At 63.5% G+C, this 12403-nt stretch carries 9 protein-coding genes and 2 pseudogenes; 5 read left to right on the forward strand and 6 right to left on the reverse strand.

Features of this window, described 5'->3' with window-relative positions; all coding sequences use genetic code 11:
- The 4 genes from ASF18_RS02990 to ASF18_RS03005 all read right to left on the reverse strand — a co-directional run.
- Positions 1-421, reverse strand: a 421-nt coding sequence (locus tag ASF18_RS02990) for a DUF5131 family protein (protein WP_156649604.1), incomplete at its 3' end; no start/stop codon positions are given.
- Positions 422-457: 36 nt separating this feature from the next.
- Positions 458-889, reverse strand: coding sequence for a type II toxin-antitoxin system VapC family toxin (locus ASF18_RS02995; protein ID WP_056349366.1), 432 nt, complete (start codon positions 887-889; stop codon positions 458-460).
- Positions 886-1188, reverse strand: coding sequence for a hypothetical protein (locus ASF18_RS03000; protein ID WP_056349370.1), 303 nt, complete (start codon positions 1186-1188; stop codon positions 886-888). The genes ASF18_RS02995 and ASF18_RS03000 overlap by 4 nt, the downstream gene beginning before the upstream one ends.
- Positions 1189-1494: 306 nt before the next feature.
- Entirely contained in the window at positions 1495-2004 is a 510-nt protein-coding gene (locus tag ASF18_RS03005) for a beta-lactamase family protein (RefSeq protein ID WP_244472551.1), read from the reverse strand.
- 108 nt (positions 2005-2112) lie between these two features.
- On the opposite strand from ASF18_RS03005, the pseudogene ASF18_RS24490 reads away from it, so the two are divergent.
- Positions 2113-2358 (forward strand): annotated as a pseudogene (locus tag ASF18_RS24490) (hypothetical protein); the annotation flags it as partial.
- A gap of 115 nt (positions 2359-2473) precedes the next feature.
- On the opposite strand, the gene ASF18_RS23465 reads toward ASF18_RS24490, so the two are convergent.
- Complete coding sequence (locus tag ASF18_RS23465; protein WP_156649597.1) at positions 2474-2719, reverse strand: hypothetical protein; 246 nt, start codon at positions 2717-2719, stop codon at positions 2474-2476.
- Here ASF18_RS23465 and ASF18_RS23470 point away from each other — a divergent pair.
- On the forward strand, positions 2718-2957 hold the full coding sequence (locus ASF18_RS23470) for a hypothetical protein (RefSeq protein WP_156649598.1): 240 nt from the start codon (positions 2718-2720) through the stop codon (positions 2955-2957). The genes ASF18_RS23465 and ASF18_RS23470 overlap by 2 nt on opposite strands.
- Before the next feature lie 7 nt (positions 2958-2964).
- Here the strand turns inward: ASF18_RS23470 and ASF18_RS03015 are convergent, their stop codons facing one another.
- Positions 2965-7767, reverse strand: a complete 4803-nt coding sequence (locus tag ASF18_RS03015) for a hypothetical protein (RefSeq protein ID WP_156649600.1) — start codon at positions 7765-7767, stop codon at positions 2965-2967.
- Positions 7768-7876: 109 nt separating this feature from the next.
- Between ASF18_RS03015 and ASF18_RS24200 the strand changes: the two genes are divergently transcribed.
- From ASF18_RS24200 to ASF18_RS03030, 3 genes and pseudogenes are all read left to right on the forward strand, one after another.
- Positions 7877-9541: a hypothetical protein gene (locus tag ASF18_RS24200; protein WP_200917493.1), complete on the forward strand. Its 1665-nt coding sequence runs from the start codon at positions 7877-7879 to the stop codon at positions 9539-9541.
- Between the two features lie 387 nt (positions 9542-9928).
- Complete coding sequence (locus ASF18_RS03025; protein WP_082487007.1) at positions 9929-10954, forward strand: restriction endonuclease; 1026 nt, start codon at positions 9929-9931, stop codon at positions 10952-10954.
- A gap of 350 nt (positions 10955-11304) precedes the next feature.
- Positions 11305-12258: pseudogene (locus ASF18_RS03030) on the forward strand (type IV secretory system conjugative DNA transfer family protein); the annotation flags it as partial.
- Between the last annotated feature and the right edge of the window lie 145 nt (positions 12259-12403).

Genomic DNA, 12403 nt, shown 5'->3' on the forward strand with positions numbered 1-12403 from the left:
GCGCGACCGACGATGCACTAACTTCGAACCTGGGCCACCGGATAGGGGCAGGCCAGGGACGCTTCGTGAGGATCTGATAATTGTGCCGCGGCGTGTCGCGCATCACCTGCCAGACGTCGAGGATGAAGGCGTCGCTCACCCGTTCATGGAACAGATCGCTCATCGAGTTGACGAAGATCTTGCGCGGCTTGCGCCAGCGATGTGGGATCGACAGCGCCTCGCGATCTTCGCGCACCACGCCGTTCCAGACGGTCCGCTTGCCGGTTTTTCGGGTCAGCCCGGCATATTTGTCGACGCCCATCGCTTCGAGACGCTTCGCCATCTCCATCGCATAGCAATGCGTGCAGCCGGCGGTGACGATCGAACACCCCGCGACGGGATTCCAGGTGGAGTCGGTCCACTCGATCTGGGTTTCAGCCATGCCGCCCTCCCGAGCGATGCCAGACGGTGATCGACATCAGGCCGCTCCACGTAGCGGATTGACGAATCGAAGCCCGGCGAAGTCTTTCTCATTGTCGGTGACGACGATGCAATTGTTGGCATCGGCGACCGCCGCTACGATCATGTCGAGGCCGCTGCGCGGCTGGCCGGCAATCTTCCCGTCGGCCATCAGCCGCGCCCAGATCAGCCCTGCCCGGTCATCGAACGGCAGGATGCGCCCCGCGAACAAGGCCTGCGGCCCTTCGGGACCGGCAAACCATGCTTCCAGCGCCTCGCGCTTCCTTCCTGCCGGCTTCTCCAAAACGCCTCGGCGGATTTCAGCGACCGTCAATGACGCGATGAACAGCGCATTGTCGCGCTTCTCCGCCATCCAGTCGAGCAGAGAGGCGGAAGGCGTCGGCTTGACGACGTTGCTGATGATGTTGGTGTCGAGCAGGTATTGCGTCACAGATCGACCCTACGCCCTTCCTCGTGGGCGCGACTGAGGTCGAGATCGGCGCCAACGAGCGGCGAGCGGCGCAGCGCCTGGAGGATGCCGCCCTGATGCGGCGGCTCGCCGGACACGATCTGCTGAACCATCGTGCGCGCCTGCGTCGCCTCGGGTCCGTCATCGGCAAGCCGACGAGCGAGGGCGCGGATCAGTTCGCGGTCTGCGTCGAGCGCCTGAACCTCGAAGCGCGCGATCCCGCGCTGGGCCTGACGCGACCGATAGTTGCGGATCGCCCGCTTCTGTGCGGCATTGCTCATCGCCAGGCTCCTATAATATGGCTGGATATATATCCTACCACGATCTTTCAAACAATGGCCTTGTCAGTGCCTTCGATCCTATGGATGCGCGCCCCGCTCTCTCGCGTGAGACCGCTGGACGGTAGAAGATCGACATGCCGCCTCCTACCTTAAAGGCAGCAAATCTAGGGCACCGAACACGATGTCATCGATGACTACTTCCGTGAACAGCGCCGGCTCAAGTAACTGACGGGGATCGGTCATACGGCATCAGCTATCGCCAAGGCATATCGCGCACCGCAGCTTAGGTAAGTAAAGCGTCGTGGACTAGCCACTCACAGCAGCCGAAAGCGCACGACCGAGATCGGCGGGGAAGCGGCCGCCGCTCCACATGCCTTCGAAAGCGGTGTTGGTGAGGGCGACGAGGGTCACGCCTCTCTCTCTGTCAAACAGCCAGCTATGGCCGTAGGCGCCGCCCCAGCGCCAAGCTCCGGGCGCGTCGGCGACGCCGGCTGCCGCCGGGTCTCGCAGGACGGAGAAGCCGAGGCCGTATCCCCAGCCGGGCGAGCCCTCGATGGCGATGCCCTCGATCTGGTCGCGGCCCATCTCGGCAACAGATTCCGGTGACAGGAGCGGGACGCTGCCTCCGGTCACCGCTTCGAGAAGAGCAATCACATCCCCCGCCGTGCCGACCATTCCCGCGCCGCCCGACGTGAAGGCGCCAGGCTGGAAGATGCGCGACGGGTCCATCACAACGCCGGCCATGCCCGGCACGAAAGGCAGCGCATCCGGCTCGCGCATCCGGCGCGGACGCGGACTGTCGTCGGCATAGGCCACGGCGACCGGGGCGTGTCCGCGTCCCGGTTTCCTCCATCCTTCACCTCGATCCGCGCCCGGCCTCCCCACGGATCGCCGGGCGCTTCCTGTTTCCCAAGGAGCCCATCCATGTCCGCCCATCTTATCTTCGACGCCGCGCCGCTCGGCGCACTCGTGCGCTACTCCGACGGCACGCCCCGGCCACCCGCCCGCTTCACGAAGAAGCTCGCCGCCTGGCGCCAGCGCAACGGCATCGGCCGTCTCACGCGCAAGCAGCCCGCGCGGGAGCGCCCGACCTACGTCTCACCGCCGTCCTTCACGCTGCATGAGGGGGATTTCGGCGACAGCAGCGTCATCATCGTCACGGTGTCCCGCCAACGCCGCCCGCGCGCTCGACCCATATGTCGCCCTATCCGAAGACGACACCCGCCCCGTGCCGCTTTCACGGGCCTTCCGCCTTTCGATCGAGCCGGACCACGGGCCGTCGACGCTATGGATCCGCGACGAGGACGGCGGCGATCCGGACGGCGTCATCCGCTTCGCCCTCCATTGCGCCCGGCTCTTCGGCCTCGGCGGCCTCTGGGGCTTCGCTTACGCGCGTATCCCCGATCGCTGCGAACCGGATGCGATCGGCGGCGGCGCGCATCTCCTCAATCTCGGCACCGGGCGTATCCTCGCCTCGGTCGATGCCGTCCGCTGGTTGAGCGAGCGCCTCGATGCCGGGGAGATCGATCATGCCTGAGATCATCGAAACCACCGTCTATCGCATCAACGAACTGAACGCGGTCGCCTGCGACAAGGCGAAGTTACCGTTTTCGACCAGAAAGCGTCGTTCGCGGATGGGGCCTCGAACGGCAGCTTCCACTAGAACCAGCCATTCATTCAGAGCGAAGTCGCTCGGTAGCAACGCGCCCCAAGAGTTGCCGTTCAATGAGCTGATCTTGATCCCAAGAGCTGCCGCCGGAGTGGTCTGAGATGGGTCTAATCTCGCCGTGTAGCAAACGCCGCTACCACTTCTCTGGCTGCGGTCGATCCGGAGTCCGCTAGAATGGCCAGGACCGCGCGCCCACTGGTGCGTACATCATTACTCGAGTCGGAAAGAGGCTTGAGCAAGACGGCCGCTTTGTTCGCCAACCCGTTATAGGACCAAAAGCTTTCATCGGGGCCGTGGAGCTGGGTCCAATGCGCCAGCCATGGCAGGAACCAGCGCACCCGCTGGTCGGGGCTCATGCGTTCGACGATCTGGATCACCGAATAGGCGCCCGCCGGCAGATGCGCGGTCGCGCGCACCCAGCGATCGACCGCACCGAGCACATCCTCCAGATGGGGCCAGTCCGGGGGCAATGGTGTGTAATAAGGCCCAACGAAACCCGCCGCCCCGGCGCCATGCGACAGGTGATCGTGCCGACCGCGACGCTCTGGAATCGCGTGCTCTAGCATCCAGTCCGCGGCAGGCTGCCAGCTCGACCAGAAGCCGGGATCAGGCCGTTCGCCGCTTTCCACGAGGGATGCCATCGCACCTTCGAGATACTCGCCGACCAGATCTTCGGGCCGGTCGTGACGGGAAAATGCGATCAACGCCCTCCATTCATCCCCTCCGCCATGGGCGACCGTGAACCGGCCCAGTTCCTTGGCGAGCCCGTAACCCCATTCATAGGGAAACTGCCGATCGTGCCGATCGGTGTCCTCCGAATAGGCGCGTGTCCATTCGACAAGCTTGGTCAGATAGGTCGAAAATAGCGCGTAGTGCTTGCCGCCATCGGTGAGGCGGGCCCAGTCGAGACCCTTGGTCAGCGCCAGCGCCCGGCCCCAACTGAGGACGCGTTTAGCCGGCATATAGAGCCGTTGCAGCGGGCGCGGCCATTTGCCGGTCCAGACCCATTTCCAGCTATCGGGGGCGGGAGGCAGCAGTGGGGCGCGAACTCCGTGAGAACCGAGCGCCCAGCGCATCGCTCGCCTGCGCTCCCGGGCATTTTGGCGCTTCGCCTCTTCGCGCTGCCGGTCGCCGCGCCACCACCAGCCTATATTGACGACGCAGGTGTCGAGCGCGGCGATGTGCAGCGCCCGCACGAAATCTGGGCGCAGCGACCATTGCAGTCCTTCAAGAGTCCCTCGGGAGATCGCGTGCACGCGGTGCAGTGCAAGGAAAGTGACTTGGACGTCGATGGTCGCGTTCGCAGGCCCTCGGCTCGCCAGGCTTGCCAAGCCCCATGCGGCCAGGACCTGAAAGTCGTCGAACAATATCGCATAGTCGTCGACATCCTCACGCTCGCCCCCCGATGCTCCGAGCAAAAGCCAGTGTTCGATCCAGGCGCGACGGGTGGCCAGTTCCGCTTCGCTCAAATGCCTTGCAGCAACTGCTGCCGTGCCGACGATGGCGGCGCCGCCGAACCTGCGCGCAAGATCCAGATGAGCATTATCGGCATCCTCGAGCGCGGCGGCGAGTCGGGTTGCGCGCTCGATCGCGTCGGCAATGGGTATGGCCTGCGAGAGGCTTCGCTGTTCGCGGGTGGCGCGGATCCAGTTCGCAAGCGCGGTGGCCTCGCCGAGCAAGCGGTTGGCCGTGCCCATCGCTTCCATCTCGGGCAGCGCTTCCTCGGGTGGGGAGATGCTGACCTTCACACCTTGCTCGGCTTCTTCGAAGACGAGTTGCCTGGGATCGCCATCCGACCGGTATCGTTCGATTTGCGCGGTCCGCTCCGACACGAGCGCCTGGTTATCCAACTCGTCCTCGAAGCTGGCGAGATCATCTGCGGTCCAGGCGAGCCGCGCGGCATCGAAGCGCTGGCGCACCTCGCCGCCGGCCATCAGCCGGAACGGCAGAAGCAGAGCATGGTGGAGCGGACTGCGCTTCATGTGGCGCTGATGATTGCGCTCGTTCGCCTGAAAATGGATATTCTCGGCCGAGAAGACACCGATCCGATGCGCTCCCCCTTGATCGTCGATGTGCCGGTGGATGTCATATTCCCAAAGGCGGGGCAGTGCGAGGAAGGCGCCTGCGGAGTCGATGGCGCCCGCCGTGTTCACTTGCTCGGTCACGATCGCGATCAGGGGCGCTGCGGTGGCGACAAGACCCTGGTCCTGGAGCACTAGATCGATCAGCTCGGCAACGGGGCGGCCGACTTCGGCCTGACGGCCAAGCCAGTCGTCGAGCGCGAGATAGACCGATCCCAGAACGTTCGATCCGAGAATGCCGCGCGACCATCGATAGACCGGATCGTCGCCCCACAGCGTGACCTTGCGGTGGCCCAGGTCGATGACAAGGGGCCGGGGTCGCCTCCTATCGTAACATTTGGAACGCCACCGCCAATGCACGCTCGCACGCCGCTCGAGCGCATGGAACAGGCGAAGCGCCTGTGCCGAATCCGCCTCGAACAATTGATCGAGGCCGGCCCGCAAGGCTGAGGAGGGCGACATGCCCTGGTCGCTGCCGAGACCAGCGCGCTCATAATCATGCCATTGGAACAGCTCCCTGCCGAACGGGCCATCGCGGCGCGCGCGCCGCCGGCGGGGGAGGAACTGGCGCAGGCAAAGGTCGGTCCATGCCTGCGGGAGCTTTGCCGGAACTCTGCCATGCGACTCGATGATATCCGTTCGCGGGCGTCCGAGACTCTTTCCGGTCGTGAGGCGTCGCAGATAGGCATTGACCGTCGTGGGCGAGGACTCCACGCATGCGACGAGCACCTCGCGGAGACGGTCTTCGACCTTCTCCCAGCCACGATAGTGGTCAAGCTTTACCCCGAACGGCTCTCGGCGATCGTCAAACGTCTCGACGTAGCAGGCGTCCTCGATCTCGATCAGCCATTCGTGCACGATCTTGGCGAGGCTTTCGGAGAAGCCATTGGGAATATTCGCCGTGGCCCGCGCGAATATCGCTGCGACCTCCGAGAGCCGCGGCACAAGCTTTCCTGGCCATTCCCGCCAATGCGGTAGCGACCACCTCAGGAACGGAACCCAGCTCGGGTAGTGGGGCTGCCGCCAATAGGCCGCCATGGTGTAGCGGGTCTCTTCATCCCGGTCCGCGAGCAGAGCAAACATCCGTTCGTCGAGGCGCGTTTCGAAGACGATCAGCGTGTCGAGCACGCGCAACAACAGGCTGGCCTTGTCGGAGAGGAGGTTCTCGGACAGGCGCGCCAATATCTCGTCCGAGCGTTCCGAATAGAGTGGTGCCGCGAGCACCGCGCGAGCCCAGGCCGGGTCCAGCCCTTCTGCGGCGTCTAGGTTGGCGAGCATTTCCCGCCATCCTGCGACGTCACCCGTCTCCAGGAGCAGCTGGGCGCTCAACCTGACGGCCCGGAGCCACCAGAGCGGTTGATCGGCGGCGGCAAGGATTGCCGGGAGTTCGCTGCGCCGGGCATTGAGATGCCGGGCGAGCAGCCAGTCCTCGTGCACGTCATAGACCAGGCGAAACGCATCGCGGTTCGGGAGCTGAAGGACGGTACCTTCGTCGATCAGCACCTGCAGCCCGTCCGGATTTATCTCGGATCGGCCGGGGAGCCGGACTGGCACCGACACGAGCGCCGCTCCGATTTCGGCCAGCGCCCTGCTTCGCCGCGCTTCCCCAGACGCCCAGGCGTCGGCGATGTCGAGCTCGGTCCAAGTCTCAGCCGGCGGTGTCCCCCGCTTGAGCAGTTCCCGGATGAGGAACAGCGAACGGTTCTGGCGGCCTAGGTCGCGACGCGCCAATAGCGGTGCAAAGCTTGGAAACGCTTGGGCCAGCAGTTTGGTATCAGTATCGGTGATGCCTTCGACGGCGACTGCGGTTCCCGTTTTGGTGATCCCGGCTTCGACGAGCGCGTCCGCGACCAAGTCCCGATCCTGGTAAGAGCGGGCGCTGGTAACGATCCGCCAGCGGTCGCGGTTTTGAGAGGCTGCAATTGCGCGCAAGAGATCGAGGACGACCCCGCGTCCGGCCGACATCAGCAAGCGATCGGCGCCGTCGATCACGCACAATGCCTCGCCATCGCTACTGGCCAGATCGATCAATTCCGCTGGGTCGCTATCGACGCCGAGTTGCGAGCAATGCTGGACGAGGCTGGTCGCGGACACGCGATTATCCTTGAGCACGATACGCGGCCGATCGAAGGTCTGCGCGAGACGCTTCAGGATCGCGGACTTGCCCGTGCCGCCGTCGCCCGTCAGCCGGACAACGCGTTCCTCTGCAAAGGCCTCACTCGCGCGTCTCCAGGTCTCGGGCCGTTCTATGGTAATCTCGGTTGAGCCAAGCCGGAGCGTGTCGTCGATGCTGGCTAGCGCGGCGTCCCCGGCCGTCGCAACCCGCGCGAGGTCATCCTGTGCCGCCGGGGCCTGCTCAGGGTAGAATTGCCGGATGACAGGGTGGTGCTGCGCGATAAGCGCCAGCAGCGAACCCCATCCCAGGACTTCCACCGGGAACTGTCCAACAGCAACCCGCGCCGTGCTTGTCATTCGCGCATGTTCCTGAAGTTTGGCGTCGTCAGGCGCGGTGGTGACAAAAATCCAACGGGACAAGTTCGGCTGAAAATTATTAGCTTTAACAAGCTCCGCATCAAACTCGGCCTTGGTGGCTTTGGATTCGTATCCGAGATCCTTGCCCTTGCACTGAACGCCAACCCAGCTACCGGGCTGATCCAAGAGCTCGACAAAGACGTCAACACCATGCTGGGGCTGTCCCCGGCGACCGTTTTTCGAAGCGAGGGGGTTTTTGAAGACAGCTGCAAATAAGGCGCGGCAGAGTTCTTCGAACGTCTCCCAGTTGCGCGGTGGTCCGATTTGCTTGTCTAAAAAATCCACCACATTGCCCACCTGTTGAGGCTAACTTTCTCACATCGGCGCACAGCTTAGTCCAGTGTGTTTTCTGCGAGCCATCGTTTGCGAACGGTGACCGCCGCTGAAACATGATCGGACCGCGTCGTTGCAATCGCGATCCTCGCTATTGCGCGTTTCGCTTGAACGCGCGAGCGATCGTTCGCACATCTGGGGTATGGCAGAAGAGGGGTCCAGTATCGACACCGAGCATGGATCGAGCCCGGCATCGCGCGGTGCGGCCGGCGCCTATATCGAAGGCGAGCTCGGCGCGCTCTATCTGCTGGCGCTTCTGACCGGCAATAGGGCGCCGGGGCTGCCCGATGCGCGCGTCACCAGCGTGCGCTTCCAGGGCGTCGAGCAAGGTTTCAAGCTCGACGACCTCATCATCAAGGGCGTCGGCGCCAGAGGGGATGCGCTGCTCGAAATCCAATCGAAGCGCGACATCCAGTTTTCGCCAAAAGACGCGGTCTACAAGGACGTCGCCCATCAGATCGCCAGCAGCACGATCGACGACGTGCCGGCGGAGCGCCATCTGTTCGGGATCGCCACGCAGCGTACCAGCCGCAAGATTTCGGGCGCCTATCAGGATGTGCTGGGCTGGGCGCGCAGCGCAGAAACAGCGTACGAGTTCTTCACTCGGCTGGGCGCCAAGGGCGTGGCGAACGACGACATGCGGGCGTTCGTCGCGACGACGCGCGCGCATCTGGTCGCGGGCGGTGTCGCTGATGAGGATGAGGCGATCTGGCGGCTGCTCCGCCGGATGCTGATCCTCGAATTCGATTTCGAGGCAAGTGCGCCGATCGCGCGGACCTATGGTCTGGCGCTTGCGCGGATGGCGCTGGCCGACGAGCAAGTCGCACGCGCCGAGGCGCTGTGGAGCCGGTTGGTCGATATCTCGATCCAGACAGGCACGCGGGGTGGCGAAATCGACGCTGCCGCGCTCAAGGCCAATCTCGCCGAGGCCGATTTCAAGCTCGCCGGTGAACGCGATTATGGCCCGGCACGCGCGCGGCTCGCCGAACTCGCGCATAACACCCTCGCGCCGATCGGGACGAGCGTCGCGGGCGTGACGCTGCCACGGCTGATGGCGGTCGCGGCGCTCGACGAGGCGGCGGAGACGCAGCGCTTCATCGTCGTGCGCGGCGAGCCTTTCATCGCGGCGGCGCAGACGATCGCCGACAAGGGTTGTGCCGCCCTTTCCGCGTGGGAAGACGGGAGGAAGCTGCCAGAGATTCTAGCGGGATTGCGTGCAGCTCAAGCTCTAGGCGAACCGACACCGCCCGAACTGATCGACGCTGTCCAAGCCGGGGTTTCTGGTCTGCTCGCGACCGATCTTGATCCGGACGACATCACCCGCATTCTTGCGGCTGCCGACAACCATGAAGGTAGTCTGCCGCCCGAGCTTTTCGCCGAGATCGAAGGCGCCACGCAGCGAATGATAGAGGAACTGCCGGATAATCTCGGCCATATGGATTCAGAATCCACGCTGGAGGACTGGGGCAAGACGATCGAAAAGCTCGCCGCCCGATTCCATGGCGATCCGCGCGTCTTCGAGCGCGCCCATGCCGCCCTCAAGCAGCGAACTACGCAATTGCGCGAGACTGAGGCTAAGGACACTGAGGCGAGTTTCACGGGTGCTGCGGATCTGCCGGGTGACAAATTCGACGATGCCGCACTGGCGAGTCTATTTGGATCGCTCGGTGCGTCGACCGTTGCCATAAGCGCGGTGGACGACGACGATTTGGGCGATTTCGACAATCTACCGTTTTAGCGCCGCGAGACTGCAGAAAGATCGACTTACCCATCTATTCCACAATAGATTCAGCGACTCGTGGCAAGGAGGAGGGTCTCTTTATCCACCAAGAGGCCTGAACGAACAGCGGCTTCCGGGTGCTTAGCATCCGGCATCAAATGTCCGGTCTTTGAGTGCTCTTGCTGACGGCCCGCTTCGCGGCGTACGGTCGGCGGCTTCTATCAAATGCAGACCTTCGCCGTGGGTGACCTGAACGATCGGCTCTGGTCGGCAGATGCCTCGCGCATCCCTGTTCACTAGGATCCCCAGGCGATCTTCAAACCGCCAGAGCGTTTCTAATTAATCAGAGAAGTGACCAGGTGGTAGCCCCGCCGCTTAGCTCAGTGTGACGTTGAGAACGGAGTGATGCGATTGTCAGACACATCATCGAACGACGAGCTGTTCGACTTCAAAAAGCTTAGCCCTCGTGATTTCGAACTCCTCGTTCGCGCCTTGCTCTCTCAAGCCGGGTCACCTGTAATCGCGCAGTCACGACCGGGCCAAAACGCCCCCGATTTCGAAGCAGTGTCACCGACCGGCGAACGCATGATCGTCGAAGTGAAACACTATCGCCGGCTGATCCCAAGCGCGATCGTGCGCCAATTTTCCGGCGACATTGCCCGCGCCCGGCTCCAGGTGCCCAACACCAAGGGCTTGCTGGTCGTGTCCGGTGACCTGTCCTCAGCGGCGCGACAGGCCATCGTAGACGAGGGTGGCCTAGACGTGTGGACGGGAGACGACCTTCGTCGGCTGTTGCAGCGCTTTCCCAATGTTGCAAACGCTGCAGCGAACAGCGCGGCGGCATCGCAGTTGCTCCAGATGATGACGACCGCGGCTGCGACGCCAACGCCGCCGCGCTCGCTTTCAGCGCAGTTCGGAGAACGACTCGATGCCATAAAGGCCGGCAAAGACGATTGGAGCAAGTTTGAGGATTGGGGCACCGAGATCCTGACCGAGATATTCAAGCCCGACCTTGGACCGCCTGATCAACAGACGAGAACCGACGATGGCCTGGACATCATGGACGCAATTTTTCCCATACGCGCTGGAAGTCCACCCTTGGCGCTGGTCCGTGCTGAGTATGGAACCCGGTTTGCGGTGGCTGAATACAAGAATTACGCCGGTCCGATCGGCCCCAAACAAGTCGAGTCCATTCAACAGTATCTCTGGATCCCGGCGAAGCGGCAATTTGGCCTGCTGGTCTCGCACGAACTTCCGGCGCCGCAGGCGATTATCCAACGGCGCCGGGCTTGGCTCGAGCACCAGAAGATGATCGTTTTCCTGAGCGCGTCCGATCTTATAGGCATGCTAGAGATCCGCGAGAGCGGCGAAGAGCCGTTCGAGGTGATCGACGCTCAGCTCGAAGAGTTTTTTCGCACGCTCAGTCCGTGACCTTGAAGCTCCGGACCGCCTGCAACGCTACGGTGGGCGGGTCGTTTGGCTGATGCCAGACCAGTTCGCGCTGAGCGAATGGTGGGTGCTGGCAGAAGCTGCCATTCAGAGCCTGGCTGGCTAACGATGCAATCTAGTCGTCATCGGTCAACGACGTGTCTTTCGGTCGAAGGGCTCTATCTCGCTGCCGTCATTCACAGCCCAAGCAACTTTCCACGTACCGGCATCGGTAGCGACGAGCTGCATAGAGTTTTGCTTCTCGATAATTGCACGCCGCTCTACGATGTTCCGCTACTACCCTTGAAAGCGTCCTTCTCCGTCACTGACCTTGCTCCGCAAAGGAGAAAGGCATGTCCGCGACGAAGATCCTCTGGGGCCAGATCCTAACCGTCTTCTTGATCGTGCTCGCCACCACCTGGGGCGCGACCGAATGGGTGGCGTGGCGGTTGGCCTTCCAGCTCGAACTCGGACCGCCCTGGTTCTGGCTCCTCGGCTTTCCCTTCTATCTGCCGCCGTCCTTCTTCTGGTGGTGGTACTCGTACGACGCCTATGCGCCGTCGATCTTCGTGGAGGGCGCGTACATCGCGGCGTCCGGCGGGTTCTTCTCGATCGCGGTAGCGATCGGCATGTCGGTCTGGCGTGCCCGCGAAGCGAAGAAGGTCGAGACCTACGGCTCGGCGCGCTGGGCCGACCCTGCGGAGGTGAAGGCGGCCGGGCTCCTCGACCCGGACGGTGTCGTGCTCGGCAAACTCGATCGCGCCTATCTGCGCCATGACGGCCCGGAGCATGTGCTGTGCTTTGCGCCGACCCGCTCGGGCAAGGGCGTCGGCCTCGTCGTACCGACGCTGCTGACCTGGCCCGGGTCCGCGATCGTCCACGACATCAAGGGGGAGAACTGGCAGATCACCGCCGGTTTCCGCGCGCTGCACGGTCGCGTGCTATTGTTCGATCCGACCAACGTGAAGTCAGCCGCCTACAACCCGCTGTTGGAAGTCCGGCGCGGTGAATGGGAGGTTCGCGACGTACAGAACGTCGCCGACGTGCTGGTCGACCCGGAAGGCTCGCTCGACAAGCGGAACCACTGGGAGAAGACCAGCCATTCGCTGCTCGTCGGAGCGATCCTGCATGTCCTCTACGCCGAGGCCGACAAGACGCTGGCCGGCGTCGCCGCCTTCCTGTCGAACCCCAAGCAGCCGATCGAGTCGACGCTGAAGGCGATGATGACGACCGCGCATCTGGGGGACGCCGGCGTCCACCCCGTTGTCGCGTCGACCGCGCGCGAACTGCTCAACAAGTCCGACTCAGCGTGAGTCCTGCTCAAACAGGCTTGGTATAACGGGCTCGACGCGGCTCGCAGTCCACGTCGCCGAGTCTCAGGACGCGGAGAAACGAAAGCGCCCCGAGGATCTCTCCTCGAGGCGCGTGACGACGAAAGCGGCCAGATGATCG

The sequence above is a fragment of the Methylobacterium sp. Leaf89 genome (assembly GCF_001422215.1).
In the GTDB taxonomy this organism is placed as follows: Bacteria; Pseudomonadota; Alphaproteobacteria; order Rhizobiales; family Beijerinckiaceae; genus Methylobacterium.